At 31.7% G+C, this 22448-nt stretch carries 23 protein-coding genes and 2 pseudogenes; 10 read left to right on the top strand and 15 right to left on the bottom strand.

Annotation, left to right across the window (positions count from 1 at the left end; genetic code table 11):
- Positions 1-842 precede the first annotated feature (842 nt).
- Positions 843-1092 (bottom strand): annotated as a pseudogene (locus MHH42_RS28380) (serine protease); the annotation flags it as partial.
- A gap of 49 nt (positions 1093-1141) precedes the next feature.
- Between MHH42_RS28380 and MHH42_RS28385 the strand changes: the two are divergent.
- Together MHH42_RS28385 and MHH42_RS28390 are read left to right on the top strand one after the other, a co-directional pair.
- Complete coding sequence (locus tag MHH42_RS28385; RefSeq protein WP_371399151.1) at positions 1142-1309, top strand: HU family DNA-binding protein; 168 nt, start codon at positions 1142-1144, stop codon at positions 1307-1309.
- A gap of 114 nt (positions 1310-1423) precedes the next feature.
- Entirely contained in the window at positions 1424-1816 is a 393-nt protein-coding gene (locus MHH42_RS28390; RefSeq protein ID WP_001160627.1) for a hypothetical protein, read from the top strand.
- A gap of 491 nt (positions 1817-2307) precedes the next feature.
- On the opposite strand, the gene hepT is transcribed toward MHH42_RS28390, so the two are convergent.
- From hepT to MHH42_RS28410, 4 genes are all read right to left on the bottom strand, one after another.
- A complete protein-coding gene (gene hepT, locus MHH42_RS28395; RefSeq protein WP_000787543.1) occupies positions 2308-2721 on the bottom strand; it encodes a type VII toxin-antitoxin system HepT family RNase toxin in 414 nt (137 codons plus the stop codon).
- Positions 2711-3118, bottom strand: a complete 408-nt coding sequence (gene mntA, locus MHH42_RS28400) for a type VII toxin-antitoxin system MntA family adenylyltransferase antitoxin (RefSeq protein ID WP_000577221.1) — start codon at positions 3116-3118, stop codon at positions 2711-2713. The genes hepT and mntA overlap by 11 nt, the downstream gene beginning before the upstream one ends.
- 233 nt (positions 3119-3351) lie before the next feature.
- The gene (locus MHH42_RS28405; protein WP_000822237.1) at positions 3352-3699 is read right to left on the bottom strand and encodes a YxeA family protein; all 348 of its coding nucleotides are present in this window, start codon (positions 3697-3699) and stop codon (positions 3352-3354) included.
- Between the two features lie 358 nt (positions 3700-4057).
- The gene (locus MHH42_RS28410; protein ID WP_097926930.1) at positions 4058-5707 is read right to left on the bottom strand and encodes a S8 family peptidase; all 1650 of its coding nucleotides are present in this window, start codon (positions 5705-5707) and stop codon (positions 4058-4060) included.
- 360 nt (positions 5708-6067) lie between these two features.
- Between MHH42_RS28410 and MHH42_RS28415 the strand changes: the two genes are divergently transcribed.
- On the top strand, positions 6068-6535 hold the full coding sequence (locus tag MHH42_RS28415; RefSeq protein ID WP_070173254.1) for an RsfA family transcriptional regulator: 468 nt from the start codon (positions 6068-6070) through the stop codon (positions 6533-6535).
- Between the two features lie 421 nt (positions 6536-6956).
- Here MHH42_RS28415 and MHH42_RS28420 read toward each other — a convergent pair whose 3' ends face one another.
- The 5 genes from MHH42_RS28420 to MHH42_RS28440 all read right to left on the bottom strand — a co-directional run bounded on the left by MHH42_RS28420 (position 6957) and on the right by MHH42_RS28440 (position 12103).
- Entirely contained in the window at positions 6957-7463 is a 507-nt protein-coding gene (locus MHH42_RS28420) for a GNAT family N-acetyltransferase (RefSeq protein WP_000497664.1), read from the bottom strand.
- 255 nt (positions 7464-7718) lie between these two features.
- Positions 7719-8405, bottom strand: a complete 687-nt coding sequence (locus MHH42_RS28425) for an ABC transporter ATP-binding protein (RefSeq protein ID WP_000447838.1) — start codon at positions 8403-8405, stop codon at positions 7719-7721.
- An 11-nt stretch (positions 8406-8416) separates the two neighbouring features.
- Positions 8417-9844 carry an ABC transporter permease gene (locus MHH42_RS28430; protein WP_001009333.1) on the bottom strand — a complete coding sequence of 476 codons (1428 nt, stop codon included), beginning with the start codon at positions 9842-9844 and terminating at the stop codon, positions 8417-8419.
- A gap of 273 nt (positions 9845-10117) precedes the next feature.
- Complete coding sequence (locus MHH42_RS28435) at positions 10118-11326, bottom strand: S1C family serine protease (protein WP_000494786.1); 1209 nt, start codon at positions 11324-11326, stop codon at positions 10118-10120.
- Positions 11327-11926: 600 nt separating this feature from the next.
- Entirely contained in the window at positions 11927-12103 is a 177-nt protein-coding gene (locus MHH42_RS28440) for a hypothetical protein (RefSeq protein ID WP_016514154.1), read from the bottom strand.
- Positions 12104-12266: 163 nt separating this feature from the next.
- Between MHH42_RS28440 and MHH42_RS28445 the strand changes: the two genes are divergently transcribed.
- Both MHH42_RS28445 and MHH42_RS28450 read left to right on the top strand, forming a co-directional pair.
- Positions 12267-12932, top strand: coding sequence for a response regulator transcription factor (locus MHH42_RS28445; protein ID WP_000800737.1), 666 nt, complete (start codon positions 12267-12269; stop codon positions 12930-12932).
- Between the two features lie 13 nt (positions 12933-12945).
- On the top strand, positions 12946-14424 hold the full coding sequence (locus tag MHH42_RS28450) for a sensor histidine kinase (protein WP_033660313.1): 1479 nt from the start codon (positions 12946-12948) through the stop codon (positions 14422-14424).
- A 300-nt stretch (positions 14425-14724) separates the two neighbouring features.
- Here the strand turns inward: MHH42_RS28450 and MHH42_RS28455 are convergent, their stop codons facing one another.
- On the bottom strand, positions 14725-15372 hold the full coding sequence (locus MHH42_RS28455) for a lysozyme family protein (RefSeq protein ID WP_262714848.1): 648 nt from the start codon (positions 15370-15372) through the stop codon (positions 14725-14727).
- A 216-nt stretch (positions 15373-15588) separates the two neighbouring features.
- On the opposite strand from MHH42_RS28455, the pseudogene MHH42_RS28460 reads away from it, so the two are divergent.
- A pseudogene (locus tag MHH42_RS28460) lies at positions 15589-15714 on the top strand (vancomycin resistance histidine kinase VanS); the annotation flags it as partial.
- A gap of 295 nt (positions 15715-16009) precedes the next feature.
- Here the strand turns inward: MHH42_RS28460 and MHH42_RS28465 are convergent.
- Genes MHH42_RS28465 through MHH42_RS28475 form a run of 3 tightly spaced genes read right to left on the bottom strand, consistent with a single transcriptional unit; the run spans position 16010 to position 18105 of the window.
- Entirely contained in the window at positions 16010-16567 is a 558-nt protein-coding gene (locus MHH42_RS28465) for a replication-relaxation family protein (protein WP_033660312.1), read from the bottom strand.
- A gap of 40 nt (positions 16568-16607) precedes the next feature.
- Positions 16608-17774 (bottom strand): FtsK/SpoIIIE domain-containing protein, encoded by a 1167-nt coding sequence (locus MHH42_RS28470; RefSeq protein ID WP_098129378.1) that lies wholly within the window; start codon positions 17772-17774, stop codon positions 16608-16610.
- Positions 17775-17784: 10 nt separating this feature from the next.
- Positions 17785-18105, bottom strand: coding sequence for a hypothetical protein (locus MHH42_RS28475; protein WP_097979412.1), 321 nt, complete (start codon positions 18103-18105; stop codon positions 17785-17787).
- 288 nt (positions 18106-18393) lie between these two features.
- On the opposite strand from MHH42_RS28475, the gene MHH42_RS28480 reads away from it, so the two are divergent.
- Positions 18394-18615: a helix-turn-helix domain-containing protein gene (locus MHH42_RS28480; protein ID WP_000467340.1), complete on the top strand. Its 222-nt coding sequence runs from the start codon at positions 18394-18396 to the stop codon at positions 18613-18615.
- Positions 18616-18755: 140 nt separating this feature from the next.
- On the top strand, positions 18756-18932 hold the full coding sequence (locus tag MHH42_RS28485) for a hypothetical protein (protein WP_001113525.1): 177 nt from the start codon (positions 18756-18758) through the stop codon (positions 18930-18932).
- A gap of 338 nt (positions 18933-19270) precedes the next feature.
- Here MHH42_RS28485 and MHH42_RS28490 read toward each other — a convergent pair whose 3' ends face one another.
- Positions 19271-19639: a DUF3888 domain-containing protein gene (locus MHH42_RS28490; RefSeq protein WP_000920259.1), complete on the bottom strand. Its 369-nt coding sequence runs from the start codon at positions 19637-19639 to the stop codon at positions 19271-19273.
- A gap of 194 nt (positions 19640-19833) precedes the next feature.
- Between MHH42_RS28490 and MHH42_RS28495 the strand changes: the two genes are divergently transcribed.
- Both MHH42_RS28495 and MHH42_RS28500 read left to right on the top strand, forming a co-directional pair.
- A complete protein-coding gene (locus MHH42_RS28495) occupies positions 19834-20298 on the top strand; it encodes a hypothetical protein (RefSeq protein WP_001064730.1) in 465 nt (154 codons plus the stop codon).
- 1523 nt (positions 20299-21821) lie between these two features.
- Positions 21822-22250: a hypothetical protein gene (locus MHH42_RS28500; protein WP_000476458.1), complete on the top strand. Its 429-nt coding sequence runs from the start codon at positions 21822-21824 to the stop codon at positions 22248-22250.
- The last annotated feature ends 198 nt before the right edge of the window (positions 22251-22448 follow it).

A 22448-nucleotide genomic window follows, 5' to 3' on the forward strand; every position in this document is an offset into this window, starting at 1 on the left:
TTTACTTAATTTAGATTCTTTCTCTCATAGTAGAAATGTCGAAAAAAGTCGAATTTTTATATTTTTTCTTTATTTTCTAGTTGTAAACGTTCTATTTTCATGTTACCATCTTAATCAAACATTAGATGGTAATAAAACTTAAAGTATTTCTTTCCCTTAGAGACATATAAACGTTCGGTAATACCATGAAAATAAGGCCAAAGAAATATGAGTTTACCTGATAAAAGATTTAATAGGATTTTTACCGCCTTAATTTTCTGTTAATTCAGAATGTATAACTTTAACATTTTGTCCCTAAACAAAATTTAAATTTAAGTGTGGTAAATTCAAAAAGCTAAATCACCCACCCAAATTAATAAATGATATATCCTATTATATCTAGCGATCAGTCATGAGAAATAGATTTCTTCCTAAGAAAACTTAGCCCATTACTATAAAGTGTCTGAATTTTTATCTTTATTACCATCTATTGTTGATAACATATTTACCAACTATAAAAAGAACCTATTGAAGGTTTTTTTTACAGTTTGCTAATATCTCTTACTACTAGTTTCTCTAACAATTTTAGTGCGCTTACCTTTTTACTTTGTACCCTTTATACCTGTAATTCCCATTGCTATTAGTACATTCTGAAGAACATTTTTCAGATGAATAGATTACACGATTGGAAAAACAAGAATAACCATTTTTATATGTATCCAACCTACAAACTTAGCTATGAGCTTTAACTTTACCAGATTTAGATAATCCAAAAATAGTTTGAACTAGAATTGAATTCATGTGTATAGAATTAAAAAAAGTTAAATCAATTTACCGGATTAGTTTGTTCAAAATCAGACTATTATTGATCCGTTAATTTCACCATTTGTTATCTCTTTTGGCAATTTTAATTGATTACGTGCAAAATTTTTAATTTTCTCTCCATCAAATAGCTGTACACCTATCATTTGGACGTTTAACTATCCCTTCTTTTTCAAGAGATTCTAGAACTGTTTTAGCTTTATTAATTGGAATTGCAAATCCGATTCTTTCAACTTCTTTTTGTGCAATTTTACTTGAATTTATTCCAATGACCTTTCCCTGCTCATTAAACGAGAAACAAACTTAACACAAAAGATACGTCTTCTGCGCTACAAATAGTATTGGACCAAATCGCCAAACCTTTACAACAAGGAGAAAAAATACAGCTGCTTGGTTTCTAAGGACATCCGAAGTCCAGGAACTTGCAGAGCGTAACGGTCGTAATCCAAAAACAGGAGAAGCGATGAAGATTCTCCCTTCAAAATTACCAGGTTTTAAAATCAGCTAAGAACTTAAATATATGGTAAAGTAAAAAAGTATTTCCCTACATATTAGGAGAATACTTTTTTTAAAGGAACCTCAAAACTCACACATACCCTATACAGTAAAGGAAGTTTGGTACATGCAATTTTCTATAGACGCGATTCGCAATTTCCTCATACATGATATGGAATCCTATCGTGAAATGCTCCTACAAGAAAATGATTATGACAATATGAAATGGAGTTACACTACATTCATTGATATGAATAATTATCTAAAGAAAACAAATATGGATCAAGAGGAAATTCAAGAGTTATTATCGGTGAGCCGTGAAGGGATCTCTTTTGGTTCGGTAACAAAACGTGATATGCTCTTTATACATTCTCTTACTAGTCCAAATCGATGTTTGGAACTAGTGGAAACCTATAAATTGATGGAACGAACAAACGAATACGTTCCCAATATGAAAAAAGAATTGCAATGGCTCAAAGATCGATGGGAAAAAGGGTTTTATATTTTTGTTAATCAATAAATATGTTGTATTTATTAAAGCGCTTACCATAGCAAATGTAGAAGAGTCAAAGAATATGAATATAGCTTAGAAAAAATCAAATCTTCTTAAAAGGGAAGCTTGCTTTTTTCTTATTTTCCCTTTTCGAGGGGATGAGCAAAAACCACCCTTAGTGAACTTTATAAATTATGTTTGGTACTTGTTAACAGCAAGAGGAGCAAAATAGGTGTTAAAGAATAGTTATTTTATTGGAATTTTCAACTCGTGTTGTTTTAGTATGTTTATCCGTGAGGAATGAAGACTGGTTTTTATTAAATATTTTTCGAAAATAAAAAAGAGACCTACTAACTAGGTCCCTTTTTATTCTACATTTAAGTTTCATTTCTTTTTGTTTTTGAAATTGTAAGGTATAAAATTGTATATGATGGTGTTTTCTTAACCTTACTATCAATAGCTAATTCGTGGATCTCAAAATTGCTTACTTGCTTAGCTCTACTATTCTGTTCCTTCCCCTAAAATTCCAATATCCCCATAACTTCTTTCGTAAATAGTTTAAAATCAGTTAAATGTTTTTCAATAATTTGACGAACAATATCTAAATTTACACTTTGATAATCATGAACCGCAATATTACGAAATCCCACCATCGCCTTTAACTTATTTGCTAGCTCTGCGTTAAGTAACCCCGCTGTAACCAATAAATCAAAAGCCTCTCGACTAGATTGGGGTAGTCCTAATTTTTTCCCAGCAACAATATGCATTGCTAAATCAATACTCGCTTCACAAGCTCTTTGTATATTCAATATTATTGAATCTTGCTTTGTGTAATCCTCCAAATTTTCAGGGTCATTTCCATATACATCTTGGATTCTTTTTATACAGCGCTCTATTGTGGAAATTTTATTTAAAATAACCTCATTCTTCATATATAGACCCTCTTTTCTTTATATCATCGAATACTATCTTGCGTTCCTCATTCAATTTTGAATACATTTTTAAAGTTTTCATTTCAAAAATAATTTTCCGTTCTTCATCAGAACAAAATATTGTCTTTCCTGTATGTATAATCTGAGCTTGAAAAACTGTAGAAGCTTCGGATAAATCAACTAAATCAACATCTCTATGAACAATGTTAGCTAACTCCTGTGCTAATAAAAAACGTTCATAGTTCCCTAAAGTTGTGTCACTTAAATAAGCTATATCAATATCGCTATCTTCCCGTTCTCTGTTCTCAGCCGTTGATCCAAACACAATTATCCAATAGGGATTCACCGTCTCTTGTAATTTTTCTATAATAGCTGTTATCATGCTTTGAAAAATCATTTAATTAATCCCCCTTATTATACTTGAATTTTATTATATCATAACCATTATGAAATCCATTAAGCCACAACAAATACATAAACAAAATTAAACCTTCTTAGTACTTAAAGCACCTCAAAATTATGTGCTTATCCCTGTAAAAGCAAAAGACTGACAATAACTGTCAGTCTTTTGCTTTTGAAACTCTAAACAAATAGGGCCTATATTTCTCTAACAATGGCGGCTTTTATATGTTAATTCACCTTTAATTTTTCTTTTACTTTTGTAGGGAGTTCGTCTATCTTAACCTCTTCCCAAGATTTCACACCTTTTTCCTCAGAGTAGTATATAAGTAAAAATGCTTCTTTACGAAGATTTTTTAATGCTGTAAACTCCATTTCTTTCTCTTTACCATCCTTATCAAATCCAGATAATTTATATTGGTAAGTTGTATCCCCATTTACATTTTTCTCTTTTAATTGTTCACCATCCTTGGTAATTTGCACATAATATGTTTCTGTACCGAGACGGTTTAAGTTACAACCTGTTAATAATACTGTAAAGAAAACAACAACACTACACATGAGCATAATTCGTTTCATATTATTCACCTCACATCTCTTTTCACAAAAATTATATCCTAATCTTCTTAATAGCAAAATTCCTTTAGGTGACACTAACATTACGCTTTTGTAAGATAATAAATATCATTTACTTAAGCACTGATACGTTTTTTAACAACTTACAGATATACGCTAAAAAGAGAGCTAACGATTATGTGAACTCTTATAAAAATAAATAGTACCATTTAAAAAAGATTAATTACATCATTTTTCTCTTTTAGTTAAAAGTACAACAGATAGGCTCTTATGCTATTACACATAAGAGCCTATCTGACTAGTATTATAAACAACTATTTATATAAAAGTCTTTCATACTAAATAAAAGATTTCTCTACAATTATTCTGGGAAAATGAAGCTAGAGTTCCCTTCACTATTAGCTGAATCCTCTTTTGGGAATGTAATAGTAGATCCTTCATTTCCCTTATTTCCATTATTCATTTCTTGTTCCTCAGGAAATACAATGGAAGAATCATTACTTAAGTTTGGTGAAAAACCAAGTTTAGATAAAATCGCTTTTAAGTCAGGTAAAACACCAATTTTATCAGAAGTTGGATCATTAGATTTCGTTCCGGTGCTAGAATCACTTAAAATATCCCTAAGCTGGCTTGGTGTATATACTTTTCCCTGATTATTTTTCGCAATTCCTTGAATTGATGCAGCAGCACCAGCAATAATAGGTGATGCACTAGACGTTCCGCTAAAGCTAGATGTATATAGATTTGTCATAAATTCACTTGGTTTTGCATTTGTTGTGTCTACTGCATTTCCCCACCCATAAACATCCACTCTACTACCGTAATTAGAGAAATATGAACGTTTATGAGGGACCCTTGCAGAAGCTGCCCCAACCATAATTGCCCCTGAATCTTTAAAATCAGGACTATTACGATTTAAAACTTGTTTACCATTACGGTCTCTAAATTGATCCAAATCATTTCCGCCGTTTGCACCTGCTTCAATAATAATAATTCCCTTATTTGCTCCTATACGTATTGCATCAAATATATCTGGTTTTACTTCTACAGGAAGATAGTTCTTATCTCCATATCCATCGTATGTTGCTTGGGCTTCTAATAAAAGGATATCTCCAGCTTGCATATTGTTAACTGCACTTAATATAGCATCTGCTGTATTATATCTACCGTTATCTCTAATCTGGGATACAACTTTTACCTTAGCTTTTGGTGCAATCCCAATTCCGCCTATGTTATTATCTTCTGCCGAAACAATCCCTAAGACTGAAGTACCGTGATCATGGTGTTCACTCTTATTCTGTCCTGATATCAATTCGATTTTCTGATTCACTAAATCTTCATGAGTAAATAACCAGCCATACTCCATATCTACAAAAGTTGTTCCTTTTCCATCTCCACCTTTTATACTCCAGGCATAAGGTGCATTGATTCCTAATGGTGCTGGTTCAAGGTAACCTTGCCTTGTAAGTCTAGGCTCATCATATGGATTAACAGATAAATTCGGTAAACGCTCTTCTGGTGGTGCTTCTTCTTCCTGTAGATATGCCGTTTCAACAAGAGATGATTTTTCAAATTTTACAAGTAACGCTTGTACATCAACATCACCTTGGGTTTCTACAATATAATAGTTTAGCAAATTAGAAGAAATATGATCAGAGTCTTTTATTTCTTCACCTAAATTTTTAATTTCTGTAGGGTTTAAAGAACTAAAAAGTCGATTTATAGTTATATTTGGGTATTCGGCTAAAATTTTAATTAATTCAGGGTCTTGTTTTTCTTCTTTAATAAATTTTTCTACCCCATCCTGATATGGTAAATTTGCTTCATTTTTAAATTTCAAAATTAATTGTTTAGTAACTTGCTTATGTACAGTAGAATTCAATTGCTTATTTGAATAATTGTAAGTAGCTGCGTAGGCAACTTCTGATTTTTCACTCGAAAGTATACCACCTACCCCATTAAATGCTGTTAACGCAATTGAAGAAACTAGAATTCCCTTAAAAATTTTCAAAACGTGCACCTCTTTTAATTTATATATAATTATAAAAAAATGTATATTACCTAACTTCTTTTCTTATACAAACTTCTTATATGTAGGCTTATATTTTCAACTCCATTCATTTTTAATAATTGCTTATACATCACTAATACAACTAATTCATGTCATCAAATCTATTAATTCAGTTGTTTAGCTGTAACTATTATAGTTACAGCTATGGTAAATAGTCAACCTTATTCTTTATGCAATTTCGCATTTTTTAAAATACATACTTCTATTAATTTACTCCTAATTATCTAAAGAGAAGTTGAGCTTCTATCATATTAAGTACTTGCATATATATAATAAAAAGCATATAAGGGGGATGGAAAAGTGGTAATTTCAAGACAAGATTCCTGGACTAACGATAACGATTTACTCCTTGCAACAATCGTGCTTCAAAATATTCGTAACGGCGGAACACAGTTAGCTGCATTTAAAGAAGCGGCTAAACCATTAGCCAGAACTCCTGCTGCTTGCGGATTTCGTTGGAACTCTTACTTGCGAAAACGATATGAAGAAGAAATACAACAGGCTAAACAAAATCGAAAAGTGGAAAATAACATTTCTCCCTCCCAACAAAAAAAAGAAACAAACTCTTTATCTATTACATTAGATGACATTATTTCATTTCTACAAAATTATAAAGAAATGGATGAATTGACAACTTTACAAAATCAAATTGAATATTTAGAAGCAGAGAATCACTCTCTTTCGCAACGTTTAGCTATGTATGAAGAAGAGTATAGTATGTTACTTAATCATATCGATAAGACAAGAAATTTAATTGTAGCCAATTAAATTTAGAAATAAATTAATTTTTATGATTTCTAAACCGTAGTATTAGTTAAGAATAAAATTTGATTTATAGGCAAGTCTAAAGAGCATTTTTTGAAAATAAGATCGATAAAAACCCCTATTAACATAAAAATTAATAGGGGTTTTTATTAAGTATTTCTATTAATCATCAGACTTTGTTATAAATTATCACAAAGTATTTTAAAACAATAATTACTTTACCTTGTGATAATCTTCCACTCTTATTAAGAGTTAGTAAATCCAATAAATTTCCCGCTTTAAATTCATTTAATCCATATAATAGGTATATACATTATTTTATTTCTGTTTTTTCATCTCTTCCATTTCTTGTTGCCATGTAGCACCAAAACCACCTGATGGCGTATTCCAACGGTCTTCTTGTCGTTTAATGCGTTATGAGACACTACTCTTCTTTTAAAATAGCGTAATAATATTCATCCCACCATTCATTCCCATGTGGTATACACTTTCTAAAATAGCCTTCTCTTCTCATTCCAATCTTCTCCATCACTCGATATGATGGGATATTTTGTGGCTGACATGTAGCTATAATCCTATGTAATTTCATTTCCTTAAAGCCATATTTTAATGTAGCTTGTGCTGCTTCAGAAGCATATCCTTTATTGAAGTATTTTGGATTGAACACCCAGCCAATCTCATAAGTATGCTCACCAAAATATTTATGAAAAACAATATGGCCAATCAGGATATCTTCATCTATTAATATCACAGGAAAGTTCTTAGCGTTATTACCAATGTTTTCATTCACAAAGTTTCTTGTATCTTCTTCAGTAAAAACCCCTTCAGGTATGTATTTCATAACATTGATATCTGATGTATACTCATGGACAGCTTGCCAATCTTTGAACTCAAATTTCCGTATTAATAATCTTTCTGCTTTTACAAACATGTACTTTTCCCCCTCAAAAAATTGTAATTATATTTTAAATCCATATATAACCCTTAAAACAAAAAGAACCTGTAGGAATCTCTACAAGTTCTTTTTAGTTTCAGATGAATATACGGGGCAAACAAACTATCTTACAAATTCATCATAGAAACTACAGGGGTAATGCTTTGACAAATACATTATATAACAAATATTAACATCCATAGATTTTAATTTTGAAAATTATGTGAATTAAGAACGATAGTTACTTTTTTCTTAACTATTATTAATTTCATTTACTACTAACTTCTTTTTACTTAAATAAACTGCTCGATCTGATATTTTTGCAACTTCTTGTGAATGCGTAACAACAATTACACATTTATTCTCTTGATGGGCGAGCTCCTGAAACAGCTCAATAATCTCTTTCGCTGTTTCTCCATCAAGGTTTCCTGTTGGTTCATCAGCGATTAGTAAATCGACATTACAAGATAGCGCTCGAGCAATTGCTACACGTTGTTGTTGCCCGCCACTTAATTGCAAGACATTTCGTTTCGCTTCTACTTCTGTGAGCCCTACCTTCTCTAATAATTCTAATGCTCTTGCTTTTTTATTTTGTACCTTCACACCTGTAATTTCCATTGCCGTTAATACATTCTGAAGAGCAGTCATATAGGTAATCAAATTATAAGATTGGAAAATTACAGATACATGTTGATTACGGTATCGATCCAAGCCAATTTTTCTAATATCCTTGCCGTTATACAGTACATAACCATTTTTAGGTATATCCAGCCCACAACCTAAGCTAAGAGTTGTAGTTTTACCAGATCCAGATGGCCCTAAAATCGTGTAGAAATGCCCTTTTTGAAAAGAAAAATTCACATTATCTAGTATCGTTACTTTTTTTCCGTTACTTTCATAATAATAATCTAAGTTTTTAAATTGTAAAATTGTCTCCATATCGAGCCTCCTTATTCATCTTTTAAAAGAATTTGTTTTGGATTTAAGCGTAGGATAGATAATGCCGGAAGAAGCGTTGCTAATATAGCAATAGTCAGTCCAATTCCCCCCATTTTCCCTAAATCCTCTCCTGTTACACTTACATCAATTTTATCAATTGGATCTTCATTTTGGTTTTGTGGAGTACCACCAGCCCCAACCATCATTACACTACCATTTTGTGAATTGTCTTTTTCTTCGCTTGCTGTAGCAATTTCACTCGAAAGTAAGTTATCCCCTACGAATTGAGAAACTTTAGCTCCTGTTGTTAGGGATAATCCAAATGCTAAAATAGCAATACATGCTACTTCTACTACGAACTGCGCCATCAGTTTCCATTTTTTCTCTCCAATAGATAATAAAATCCCCATTTCCTTACGACGTGCTTTAATCGATAACATAATGATTAATCCTAAAATAATCGCACCTGCAATAGATACCATATAGATAATCATTTGAGACGTAGAAGCGATATTTTCGATAGGACCAATCATTTGCTTGTACAATGAATCATGTGCATCTAACTTAAAATAATTAAAATCAATATCAGATTTTTTTGCTTCTTTTTTAAATGCATCAATATACTGTGGATCGTTCAATAAGTACACGACCTGAATGCTACTCATACCTTCATCTGTTTCTAATTTCTTTAAAGTAGAGTGAGGCATATATAGTTTATTAGCTGGATTCATCATAGGAGGGGGGTTTTGACCCATTGGTTGCTCATTCGTTTCATAAATACCAATAATTTCAACTTCAAGAGTTTCCTTCTTATCCCCTGATTGAATTTTAACCTTATCTCCCACTTTCAAATTATTTTGTTCCGCTAATCGTTTTTCCATTAAAGTTACATTCTGATCTTGCATCTTTTCTGTAATTGGTTTCCCATCAATGATTTTACTTTTTCCATTTTTAAAACTTTCTTGTAATAAAGTCTTGCGAACTCCTTCTATCATAAGAGAAGAATTCATATCTATTTCTGAACCTGAACCTGATCCTCCAACCATTGCAACGCTACCTTTTCCTTTTCCTTCATCTTCTCCTTCTGAAGCTCCTACTAATTTAAATCCATCTGCAATTCCGAAATTATGGGTTATATAATTATAGTCTTTAACATATTTGGACTTCGCTAATTGATCTGTTTCTTTTGTATTGAGCTGCGGCGGATTAGGCGCTTCTCCAGTTTCCCTTGCTTGTTTTCCTAATTTATCAAAATCAAGACTTAAAGTAACATCAGCACCCAGTTTTTTTCTTGCTGAATCAGCAGCTTTTTTTGATGCATTCTGGATTGCAAATCCTGCCAGCACTAAGTTTGTAACAATCAGAAAGACCGCCATCAAAATTAATGATGTTCCTATTCTTTTTTTCATACTGAGAATTGCGCGTTTTATAAAATTCATTTTTCCTAACCTCCTTGATAGTTGTTATTCTAAATACACTATCTGGAGTTTATATGAAGATATTCAGTAGATTATCTAAAGATATTAGGGCTTATCTGGAGTGCATATGTAGTGATTCGTTAATATAGTCAAGAAAAACTGGAACACAAATTAAAATACGTAATCGATTTTGAAAATTGGTAGAGAGCCAGTTCATTAATGTGGAGTGAGGACGAATGGAATGATCGTACATATGAAACTAGTAAAATAGAAAAAGCCACCAAAAGGTGGCTGTTAAGTGGTACGTGTTTGTTCCATTAATTTCACGGTTTTTGTTAGTTTTTCACCATTTCGATAAACTGTTACTTTAATTGTATCCCCCAATTTTTTCTTTTCATATAAATATTTACGGAATTGAACGACATTTTCTATTTTTTGTCCATCTAATGCAATCACAACATCATATTGTTGCAATCCACCTTTTTCTGCTGGTGATTGGTTTGAGATATTCCTTAATACTGCACCATTTGATATCTCTTTTGGTAATTTTAATTGATGGCGTGCAGAATCTGTCATTTTCTCCACATCTAATAACTGTACACCCATCATCGGACGCTTAACTGTTCCATCTTTCTCAAGAGACTCCAGGATCGTTTTGGCTATATGAATCGGAATTGCAAATCCAATTCCTTCAACAGCTTGTTGTGCAATTTTACTCGAATTAATTCCAATGACTTCACCCCGTTCATTAAACAAAGCTCCTCCACTATTCCCAGGATTAATAGCTGCATCTGTTTGAATTACCTGTGCTTGCCAATCCACTTGTTGATTTCCGAGGGTACTAACAGGTATTTCTCGTTCCTTGCTACTAATAATCCCCTTTGTTACACTACCTTCTAGCCCCAATGGATTCCCAATGGCTATTACCGTTTCCCCTGTACGAATTTTTTCTGAGTCTCCAAGTGTTGCGACTCTTTTTACATCTGCCCCGTCAATTTCTAATACCGCTAAATCTAATAATGGATCTGTCCCTACTACTTTAGCGGGAACCTTTTTACCATTATTCAATTTCACTTCTACTTTATTCGCACCGTCTATCACATGATTATTTGTAACAATGAAAGCCTTATTGCCGTTTTTTTTATATATGACCCCTGATCCCGAACCAGCTTCTTCTGATTGATCTTGCGTATTAAATGAATCTGCATTTTGTTTATAGTTAATGACACCTACGACAACTTCTTTTGCAGATTCAATCATATTTTGAGGATTGCTCACATCTTCTGGTTTGTAAGAGATCGGCGTAGCCTGATTTACTTCGTTATGCTTAGGAGATTGACCTGCACTTCCTTTGATTTCATTTATATAAGGGGTGGTCAATCCAATGGTAATTGCACCAATCACTGCACTAATTATTCCTGTGAAAAAATACCCTGTTTTTTTATAGGCTTTATTCCTATTGCTTTCTGTTTGATTTGTATCATAGTGTCCCATTGTGAACATCCCTTTCTCCTTTAATTTACAATTGAATATTTTTATCTTGATATTTGAAATACGATGTATGAATGTAATATTTAAGAATCACCATTCCAAAAAAAGAAAATTTTACCTTTGGTCATGGTTTAAACATAAATCAACTGTTTTTTCGTAGGGGTAACATTATATTTGAAATTTCCTATGAATATATGTATGACGATATTCAAACCCACTTCGAGCTTGTCTCTAAAAAAAGAGCCTATTCGGCTCTCAACAAATAGGGTATTCAATGTACACAGTAGCATGCGTGTTTATACAGGTGTTTTGCAAAAAGTGGAAACAAGGGACAATAAACAACCATTAGCCTATTTATTCTTTTGTTATAAACTTAGATCCTAGTATTCTCGTGAGAATGGATGGTAATAGGTTTGTGTGTAAATAAGAAGGAAGGGATAAAATTTGATAGATTGTGTAAATCGTCAACATTATGTATCATTCCTTTCTATTTGGTACATGTATCATACAAACTTAATCTGTATTCTATATGGAGTTAATCTAGAGTTATAGTAAAGATTTTCAGTACCTAATTATTGAATACAAAAATAGAGAGAATCAATTTGATTCTCCCTATTTTTGTTCACTAGACTTATATAGCTTTCTTTTATTTACACTTGTGTATTTGATTAAGCACGGTGCTGGTTTCAATTTTTGTTTTTTCTCTTTTATGCGTCTATTATTCGAATGAGGGACCATCCACAGTTGTACATCTAATAAAGAAAGAATGATGTTTGCTTCCAGTGACATCTTAATTACCTCCCTCTGTCTTGTTATGTATATAACCTATCTCATGCATCTGGAGCTAATTTGAAATACATGTAGTTTTCTTGTGAAGTTTTTAAAGTGTTTCTAATACGTCTCCATATCAACTCCAGATTGGAAGGCTATAATGACTACAAGAGGTGATATTATGAAGAACTATCACATTCTGGTGGTAGAAGATGATCAAGAAATACAAGAATTAATCAAACAATTTTTAATGACACAACAGTATAAAGTTATAGTTGCATCAGATGGATTAGAGGGCATGAAACAATTTAATAAGCAGTCCTTTGATTTAATTCTTCTAGATGTGATGATGCCAAACCTAAATGGATTTGAAGTTGCCAAAATGATTCGAAGTCAGTCAAATATACCAATTATTATGCTAACTGCGCTAGAAGAAGAACAAGATCAAATGAAAGGATTTGATCTTGGAATCGATGATTATATTACGAAACCTTTTTCTTTTCATGTTTTAATGAGACGAGTCGAAGCAGTACTGAGAAGAAGTAATAATCAAAGTACGGATAATCATTTTGTATTTAGAGAACTACATGTCGATGGCGATGCATATAAAGTATATGTAAATAGGGTTGACGTTCCCTTAACGACAAAGGAATTTGAAATTTTGCAACTACTACTTCAAAATGAAAAAAAGGTACTCACAAGAGAAAATATCGTAGAAAAAATTTGGGGATATGAGTATGCCGGAGACACACGAATGATTGATACGCATATGAAAAACATACGAAAAAAATTAGATATACCCTATATTAAAACAGTAAAGGGCATTGGTTATAAAATCGATGAATAAGATTGTAAAAATCATAAAGATGAAGAGAATTACCTATAAACTCTTTATGACTACATCCCTCATTTTGTTAGCCTTTGCAACCTTAATTTATGTAACTTTATACTTCTTTCTCCCTAAATTTTATGAGAAATACAAAACAGATCAGCTTCAAACGGGAATCGAAGAAATAATTGATAAATCTAAGAATCTTACGCTTCAAAATGCAACACCACTTGTTGATGAATACGCACAAAAAAATAATGCAATGATATATCTTCAAGATAATGAGGGAAGGCTTATTTATTATCCTTTTCTTCGAAGTACTATTCAAGGGAGTACTATTCAAGAGGGTACTGTTCGGGAGAGGACTGTTCAAGGGGGTACTCCAGCAAAAGGTTTTGTTACAACAGTACCAATAAAGGGTTTGGCTCAATCTCGTAATTCATATGAGGCTACCAAGCCAATACAATTCCAAGATGTTAACTTAACGCTTGTGGTGTTCGCAACATTTCAACCAATCGATGAAGCTTCACAGGTCTTGGTACGTTTTCTACCCTATATTAGTATCATTGTACTGGTTATTGGTTTAGGAAGTGCTTATCTCTATTCAAGGTTTATTACTAAACCACTTATTTATATTAATAAAGGTGCACAAAAGATGGCAAACTTGGATTTCTCTGAAAAAATTGAGGTTCGTTCTATGGATGAATTAGGGGAATTGTCCAATAGCTTGAATGATATGTCCATCAATTTACAACAGGCAATTTTTGATTTACAAAAAGCGAATCAGCAATTAAAAAGTGATATTGAAAAAGAAAGAGAAATAGAAACAAAGCGAAGGGAATTCTTTGCTATTGTAGCACATGAATTAAAAACCCCTCTTACTGTTATGAAAGGATACTTAGAAGGGATGATATATAATATCGGCCCTTATCAAAATCGTGACCAATATTTAAAGAAAAATTTCCAAATAATCGAAAGTCTAGAACAACTGGTTCGCGAAATTTTAAGCATGTCAAGATTAGAACAACATACCTTTAAACTTCAAGTGGAAGAAGTAAATCTTTCGAAATCAATAGATACAATCACAAAAAAACTCGAATTTTTTGCTTCTCAAAAAGGCATTCAAATAATAAAAGAAGTCGATTCTGACATTTTTGTTTATACGGATTATGTTCTTTTAGAAAAAGCTTGTAAAAACATCATTCATAATGCGATTATGTATTCACCGTATAACGAAAAAGTCTATATAAAGTTAACAAAGGATTCTAAACAAAACAACATCCAAATACGAGTTATCAATACAGGTGTCAAAATAAAAGAAGAAGAAATACAACATATTTTCAAACCATTTTATCGAATCGAAAAGTCTAGAAATCGAAATACGGGAGGGAGTGGCTTAGGGTTATATATTGTAAAACAAATTTTAGAATCCCTTTTTATCACGTATTCTATGAGTAATACAAAACAAGGCGTACAATTTTTGATTACCATTCCATTATCCATAAAGTAAATAACAAAAGAGTCTCAATCTTATTTCACCTTATTGAAATAAGATTGAAATTTTTTATATAGGATACCGTCACATCGATAAAAAGACGTTATTTTTTCCAATGATTTCTCAGAAAGAATAACGTCTTTTTTTATTTTAGGGGATATTTTTTATTGTTAGCCTGATAGCTATATTGCGTGACCCCTATTATAAGAATCCTGCATCAGAGCATAACAAAAATATAAACAAAAAAGAATTATTTAAAATATAAGTTACATTCTAATATTTTATTGTTGATGACTGATAGTATCATTTTACAGCTTATTTAGAAGGGACATGTACATTTTGAAGAAGTTTTTCAATAAGTATTGTTTTTTCATTCACCTTTGTAGCATATGTGAAATCGCCATAACAATATGGATACCTAAAATTATTTTTATTTCCACCACAAGTGTACAACGCTGGATTTTGATCAACTTTCATCTTAGAAAACTTTTTAGCCAAATCTTCCGAGTGTTGTTTAACTTCTTGACTGGCAATAAAATCAATATACCCTGGTCCCATATTATAGCTTTGAATAATTGTCTCCATGCTAACATCTTTTTCCGTTCCATATTTGTACATTTTTGCAAAGTGTTTTACCCCTTGTTTAATGCTCAAGCTTGTCTCTTGAATTTCATTTGGCTTTAATCCCAGTGATTCAGAAGACTGCATAGGGTCGTTTCCCTCACCTCTACTCTCTTGGTACATAATTCCTAATAAAACTGCTGTTTTCTCTCCTAAATTATATTTTTCTAATTCTTTTTTCAAGGTGTGCTCATATTGCAAAACACGTTTTTCGGTTGCGAGCGCTTTATTTTGTTGAATATTGGTTTTATGATTAAGATATAGTATTCCAAGCATTGTTCCTAAACCCAAAATACTAATAAACAATAATATAATAATTCGTATTTTACTCGTATTCTTCATATATTCCTCCTCGTATAAGAAATTCTATTTTTCAAAGGTAATTAGTTATTTATAAAATATGTAATAAACATCTATCTCCCGCTCCTTTTCAGACTTAAACATCAATACTTTAAGATTTATAGTTTAATATAAAAATTTAAAGATAAGGTAAAGATAAGATAAAGATAAGATAAAGGGCATTTTTTATGCGTACATTAGTAAAGTATTGGTACAAACGGATATGTGGGAGAACTTGTTGATATGAATGGGTTTAGTGATAATTGAGAGATTATCGTACAAGTTATTAATTTTGGAGATATCATTTTAGAAGAAGATTTACCTTATCTTTTTAATATACTTTATAGAGAAAACTAAGAGATAAAATATAATAAAAACGGCTAACCCTCCACGTAAGAGACTCGGCCGTCACAAATTACTAATTATTTCATACTTGAGATATTATCACCCTTAGCGCTATACAATGAGATATTGGCTTAACCGTTGAAAATTATTTAAAGGTTTACTTTTTTCATTTTTTTACTATTTCATAACTTGCTTCAAATTTAATCTTCCGCATTTATTGCCGTCTAACAATCATCATCACACATGACTTAATACATTATTGAAAAGAAACAGTTCTACACTATGCAGGCTTTCTTTATGATTTTACCGTTAAATTATTCATAAAACTCTCTATAGAATTCGCCTGGAATACACGAAAATAAGAAGATTGAACGTCATAATGTTTGTCAGTAATGATAAGGATTGAAGGAAAGAATTTAGAAGTTTTCGGTTGCCAAGATTCATTATGCCACTCTTGGCTATGGAAGTATAACTCATATCTATTTATCTTATCTTGCATTATCTTTTTACTGTACACTGACTTTTGAACTTCAATAAAGAATGGCGATCTACGCCATATTGTAAAAGCATCCGGTTCCATATATTCTTTCCCATACTTTGGTTCAACTTCGAAGAGTTTAGGATTTTCATAATGAACGAGTTGTTTGTATATGTCCACAATACCAAGGAAATGAGGAATTTTTTGACTCGTTTTTTTGATAGAGCTGGGTTGTGGAAAATAAATGTATGGGTGCTGCAATACGTTAGCATCAACATACCCATCTCTTCTTAATCGTTTCATAACTGTATTACAACAAGTTATTGCATTCTTTAATCCTTGAAAATGTAAATAAATAATATCGTCACGAGACATACACCTAAATTGTTTCAGGTCATTCAAAATCCCTATATCTCTACTCTTCATCATCTAACACCCCAAATAAAGGAATTTCTTTTTGCAGAGTTTTTTTAGACATTATCTCCTCTTTAGCTATACGATATGGCTCAACAATTTGTTTGGCTTTACTTAGTGACAAGTAAGGTGCTTGCACTTTCTTTAATCCATTTCGTTTGAAAATCATTTGGCCGGATTGCTCTAAATACTCTGAACCAGGGGTACCCATGATATTACTATTAATCACATTATCACATTTAAAGCCCATTCTTACAGTCATATTAAGTTTTAACTTGCCATCTAACACCTTGGCATCTGGCCTCTGCATACTAAGCAAAAGAAAAACTCCAAGTGATCGCCCGACTGCTGAAATCTTTTCAATCGTAGCCATGCACTCTTTTTCATCTTTAAGCATAGCCACTTCATCAATAGCAAGTAGAATATATGGTTTTTGATAATTAGGATTTATTTTGTTGTACGCATCAATATGATCAACTTCATATTCTTCCATAAGTTTTCTTCGTTCTCTGATTTCCTTCCATAACTTTTGAAGCATTATTTTCATTTCAATTTCTTCCATACAAACTTCTTTTACATGCTTCACTCTACGCAAAAAATGAAATTCAGAGTTTTTTAAGTCACCAAGGTACAAATGCAACTTTTCAGGAGACATATATTGAATAAGTGTGGATAATACAACACGTACCATACTACTTTTCCCGCTTCCCGTTTCCCCTGCAATTAATAAGTGCGGTGAATTGGAGTCAATCATATCGTACGCAATCATCTTTCCGAATTGGTCCCTACCGACAACAACAGGTAAACGGTAATCTTTTAATAGTGGTTTCCATTCTTTATAACAATAATTGTACGATTTTAGCCCAGCGCTCGAACGGAATACATGTAGGACAAATTTTTTCACATCACCTTCAATCGTAATATTTCGTCCTAATATTTGCTGGAAACAAAACCACTTCTTTTCAATCTTTTTTGGATCCAATCCGTTTGGTATGGTAAACACATATCTCACACTTTCTGCTGAAGAAGAAACAGTATGTACCTTTGGATAAATAGGTACTTTCCCCCCGCGTGTTTGATGTTCCGTATATAGACCTGCTTTTCCAAATACCTCTATAAGTTGATTCCTTAACCTTTGTGTGAGAAGCCACTTCTTAATCAGTTTCATATACTCCCCCCTAAAACATGATTACGATGCGAATAAATACATATCCAATCAAACAAATTCCACCAATTCGCATGCCGTGATAAATTCCTTCACTTACAAATTTAGCTGCGGATATATAGTCATGTCGTACCAAATATTTTTCTAACATGACCGCCCCGATTAAAACCGTTCCCATTACTCCTAATGCAATGTAAGTATTGAGTACCTGATCCGACATATGAAGGAATGCGAAAGGATTTAATGAATTGCATTTACGTATTTTCTTTTCTTTCTCTTCATATGACCGATCCATAAACTCATGTAAAGAAATTGTTTCCTTCCTACCACGCATTTAAATGCCCCCTTTATAAACAGAATGAACAAACTAGATAAAATATAGATTTTATACACTTATTACCTTGATAGCATTATCTTGACTGTTAACATGGTAGATACTTTGCTAGTTCAAAGGCTAGTTGATTTGGTATCTACTTTGGTAATAAGTTTGCTAGATACCATGGTTGCTATCTTGATACATCATATTGCGTGGGGCTTGTACATTATTAACACTTTTGTTTAAAAAAATCATGCTTTGGAAAAGATGTGATTAATAGAGGATTAAAGAATAGGAGTGTTCACAATGTTTGGCTTGGGGAAACCATTATCAAAGTTTGGTAAATTTTTAAGGAAAAATAATATTACTCAAACCGAATTAAAGGAATGGAGTGGAGTTAATCAAAATACAATTAGTCGTATTTCTCGTTCAAACACATACAAGCCTTCATTAGGGAATGGCCAAAAACTAATTAGGTCCTTAAAAAGAAAAGGTTACAGCGTAGACTTTGAGGATTTCTGGATGTAATAATCAGCTCGTTAAACCGAGCTGATTATTTTTTGAGGATTTCATCATTATTTTTGATTTTTCCCATAAAACATTTTTAAAATTCCGTATCATTGGAAATACCTATATAAAAAAATAATTAATTATTAGGAGTGCCATAAATGCCTGATGTGATTCGTCTCCTTATTGGTATAGTCATTGCCTTATTTTTATTTTCCTCCATAGTAATGGAGTTTAAAAAACCTCAAAAAGATATGTTTTGGTTTTCGATTGAAGTCTTATCTCTCCTCGGAGTTTTACTGCTAATAAAAGAGTTTTTAATTAATCATATAACATAACCTCTTGAATGAAATTCAATATTCCGTCAATACTGTATATAGGCTGTATGCCACATCTCATTTGAAGTAGTTTTCTCTGTATTTCCTTATAAGGAGCAGTTAGCTTTTGCTAGCTGCTTTTTGTTTGTAAAAAGCACTCAATTAACTGGGCACACATATAATATTCTGTGTTCCTCTCTTTATAAATTGAAATAGTCTTTACAAATGAATTATCTTATCATGAGAGCACTTTATTAAGTGCTCTTTTCGTGTTTTAAATTAATACAAAATGAAATTTTTATTATATTTATTAATTGGGATATCCCCCTAATCAATGTATGAAGAATATCACTTCTTTTTTAAGCATCTTTATGAACAAAATTTATAACTTTTACTCCACTTGGATCTATATTAAAAGTAACGGTTTCTATGCCATTCGGAGGATTATGAGCGCCTGTATAAGTTTTATATTGAACTGTAACGATAAAACTAAAATTTTCTTTTGGAAACCGTTCAACTTTTAAAATTTTTGCGTCCGTTAAACTATACTGATGATTTGGCCCAAGCTTATTTCTGATAGCTTTGCTTGCATACGGTGCTAATAAAGTATTGTAAGAATCATAAAAATCTTGATTAACAATATTAACTGCTTTGGTATCTAGCGGCTTTAAAAATAAAACTGCTATTATAATTCCCAAAAGTAAAATAACCACTTTACTTTTCAACATATAATCACCCTTAATAAATTTGGATATCCGTTAACCTCCCCAGCATAAGAGATGACTATTCTCCCCCGTATTGAACTTCTTTTTATTCAAAAAGCACTTTTGTTTAAATCCACTTTTTTTAACTGTGGCCTTACTAATGCTTATGTGCTAAAATCCACTAGGATATTTATTTTAAAATTATTTTTGGAGGCTTTATGAATAATCAAAACAACAATGAGACAAACAACAGCGATAGACTATTGGCAATTTTTTTAATAGTATCACCAATATTAATACCTATCGCGCTCCCTACAGCAATAATTGTAGGAATGAAACAATGGATGCCTGATGACGTTGAATACCCTAGTATAATTTCACTATTAACCCTATGTATTGGATTTTTCATAGTTGGGATTATCTTCTCTTTCATATTACACGTATTTAAATTATCTGAAGAAAAGTTAAAAGAATTAAGTTTTTTAGGATTTACAATTTCAATTGTTAGTACATTCCTGACAATGTATGTCGGATATTTTTGGCTAGCAAACCTTAATTTCACAGCAGTACAATTATCACCACATGCTGTATTAATCTTTGCGATTTTATCTACAATTCTTTTAGAAGCAATCTTTAAGTTAATTGATAAATTTGATACCCCTAATACAAAAGAAACAATTTAATAGATTTTAAAATGATTATTTTAGAGCACATATCAACCTGTGCTCTTTTTTCTTTTAATCAAATAACGATTTTGTTCACTTTTTTGATACATTTATGTGTTATCTTCAGTAAGTTCTTTTCTTTTTATAATATCTTGTGAGATATACCAACACAGGAAGCCCTAGATCCCCTAACCCTAGGAATTCTTTATTCAAATAAGGATTTTGTTATACGCTTGTTTCTTGTAAGAATGATAATATTAATTGCTGAGATTTTAATTTAAATCTTAATCTCACGTTGAATAAAACTCAATATTCCGTCAATACTGTAGACAACATTATATTTTCTCCATTCCCCCTTGGAGATGAGCAGTTAGCTTTTGCTGGCTGCTCTTTTATTTTCTGCAATTGGTTACATTTCCCTGATGTTTTTAACGTAATATTAAGTTACGATATAAAAGAATAAAATATATTTGGCTGTTATACCATTACCCTAGGAAACTAGGGTTTTTATTCTACAAAATGACATTTTTATTAAATTGCTTATACTTTATTTCTCAACCACAACGGATGGAATTATAATGAAATGAATGGTAATATATAGACATCTCAATTACGTTAGAGCTTGTTTCCTTGCAAGCTCTTTTTTTATTAAAATAGCGTTTTTGTTCACTTTTATAGCCTACTATTCCTCATAGTTGTGTTTTTCTTCTAGGACTTTTATAAAGTTAAAGTGTCCATCGAGATAACAATTATTGATATAACCCCCAAAATATAATTCATTAACTTCGCTTAAAGTAAAATTTTCATTTTTTCATTCAACCAAGTTCATAACATATTCTTTTCCTCTAGTAAAATAATGATTAGGTGCCCCATGCGCATTTTATCCACTGGAAATAACACCTTTTACGTACTTAACTATCAGAAACTTCATTTCTGCTACTTCTGCAATAGTAATTTTGTTCACTTTTTCGATACATTTATGAAACATTCATATGTTATCTTCAGTACGTTCTATACTTTTTATAAAACCGTGTGAGATATACCAAAACAAGAAGCCCTAGAGCCCTAACTCTAGGGCTTCTTCATTTAAACACGGAATTTATACACTTTTATTATTTTCACAAACTTTATATTTATTATACTTAATATATATTTTTTATGATGTCTTTATGAAACATCAAATGTTTCAAATACAACATTTTTTGATGGCCTCTTATCTTTCTGTAAGGGGTCTTTTTTTATAACTATTTTGTTTGATTTCCTTACGTAACATCCTTAAATCACTTGAAGCAAGGAGTAAGACTGCAAAGTTAACAGATGAAGAGAAGAAGAAAGCACGTAATATTTTAAAGAAATTATCGGATGATCCTGATAAAACAGAGTAATAAACTTAGTCGTATCATTACAGATATAGTAATTTTAAAAAAAAGGGGGCTACGGCAATCCTTTTTTATTTCCGTTCGACAATATATGACAATATAAAGATGAATAATTTGTTATTATATTTACGGATTTATTTACATTAGGAGGAATGAACAACTATGTTTAAAAGATTAGCAGTATTACTTATTGGAGCTCTATTATTATTTGGTTTATCCGCTTGTGACAGCGTTAAATCAATGACAAGTAATGTCACGGTTGGTAAGGTAATTGAAGAATTTAAAGCTGCAGGATTAGAAGCTGACAATCCTAGTGACCTACCAGAAAAAGAATTTGGAAATACTAGAAAAGAAGCAAAACGCATTCTTGTTCCAGCATTAGGTGAAGATAGTGGTGGTAGAATATTTGAGTTTAAAAACAAAGAAGATCTTGAGAAAGCTAAGAAATACTATGACGATTTAGGTAATGGTAATCAGATGCTATTCTCTCATACTTACGCAAAAGGTAACTTCCTTATACAAATGAATGGTGATATGGAAGATGCCCAATTTAACAAATATAAAGAAGTTATGGACAAAGTAATTAAGTAAGTTAAAGAATCCGCTTTCATTTATATGAAAACATGTTAGAATTATCTTTGGATGGGAGTCCAATACATATTATTAAAATTAAAGTGGTTCGAGTCGGAGGAAGGCACCTTAGGGTGTCTTTTCTTTATTTTCAAACGGACCTGCTCAATTAATCCTTAAAAACATAAGGTAAAGTGAATCCATTAAAATACATGAGTG

The sequence above is a fragment of the Bacillus sp. FSL L8-0099 genome (assembly GCF_038006385.1).
GTDB lineage: Bacteria > Bacillota > Bacilli > Bacillales > Bacillaceae_G > Bacillus_A > Bacillus_A toyonensis.

What these genes read in the sequence shown, in the direction of transcription:
- MHH42_RS28445 (WP_000800737.1), top strand. Translation starts at nt 12,267, where the DNA reads ATGAAGAACTATCACATTCTGGTGGTAGAAGATGATCAAGAAATACAA.
- MHH42_RS28430 (WP_001009333.1), bottom strand. Translation starts at nt 9,844, where the DNA reads ATGAATTTTATAAAACGCGCAATTCTCAGTATGAAAAAAAGAATAGGA.
- mntA (WP_000577221.1), bottom strand. Translation starts at nt 3,118, where the DNA reads ATGATTTTTCAAAGCATGATAACAGCTATTATAGAAAAATTACAAGAG.
- MHH42_RS28470 (WP_098129378.1), bottom strand. Translation starts at nt 17,774, where the DNA reads ATGAAACTGATTAAGAAGTGGCTTCTCACACAAAGGTTAAGGAATCAA.
- MHH42_RS28440 (WP_016514154.1), bottom strand. Translation starts at nt 12,103, where the DNA reads ATGTCACTGGAAGCAAACATCATTCTTTCTTTATTAGATGTACAACTG.
- MHH42_RS28500 (WP_000476458.1), top strand. Translation starts at nt 21,822, where the DNA reads ATGTTTAAAAGATTAGCAGTATTACTTATTGGAGCTCTATTATTATTT.
- MHH42_RS28425 (WP_000447838.1), bottom strand. Translation starts at nt 8,405, where the DNA reads ATGGAGACAATTTTACAATTTAAAAACTTAGATTATTATTATGAAAGT.
- MHH42_RS28420 (WP_000497664.1), bottom strand. Translation starts at nt 7,463, where the DNA reads ATGTTTGTAAAAGCAGAAAGATTATTAATACGGAAATTTGAGTTCAAA.
- MHH42_RS28485 (WP_001113525.1), top strand. Translation starts at nt 18,756, where the DNA reads ATGCCTGATGTGATTCGTCTCCTTATTGGTATAGTCATTGCCTTATTT.
- MHH42_RS28390 (WP_001160627.1), top strand. Translation starts at nt 1,424, where the DNA reads ATGCAATTTTCTATAGACGCGATTCGCAATTTCCTCATACATGATATG.
- MHH42_RS28480 (WP_000467340.1), top strand. Translation starts at nt 18,394, where the DNA reads ATGTTTGGCTTGGGGAAACCATTATCAAAGTTTGGTAAATTTTTAAGG.
- MHH42_RS28490 (WP_000920259.1), bottom strand. Translation starts at nt 19,639, where the DNA reads ATGTTGAAAAGTAAAGTGGTTATTTTACTTTTGGGAATTATAATAGCA.
- MHH42_RS28455 (WP_262714848.1), bottom strand. Translation starts at nt 15,372, where the DNA reads ATGAAGAATACGAGTAAAATACGAATTATTATATTATTGTTTATTAGT.
- MHH42_RS28495 (WP_001064730.1), top strand. Translation starts at nt 19,834, where the DNA reads ATGAATAATCAAAACAACAATGAGACAAACAACAGCGATAGACTATTG.
- hepT (WP_000787543.1), bottom strand. Translation starts at nt 2,721, where the DNA reads ATGAAGAATGAGGTTATTTTAAATAAAATTTCCACAATAGAGCGCTGT.
- MHH42_RS28435 (WP_000494786.1), bottom strand. Translation starts at nt 11,326, where the DNA reads ATGTTCACAATGGGACACTATGATACAAATCAAACAGAAAGCAATAGG.
- MHH42_RS28465 (WP_033660312.1), bottom strand. Translation starts at nt 16,567, where the DNA reads ATGTCTCGTGACGATATTATTTATTTACATTTTCAAGGATTAAAGAAT.
- MHH42_RS28475 (WP_097979412.1), bottom strand. Translation starts at nt 18,105, where the DNA reads ATGCGTGGTAGGAAGGAAACAATTTCTTTACATGAGTTTATGGATCGG.
- MHH42_RS28405 (WP_000822237.1), bottom strand. Translation starts at nt 3,699, where the DNA reads ATGAAACGAATTATGCTCATGTGTAGTGTTGTTGTTTTCTTTACAGTA.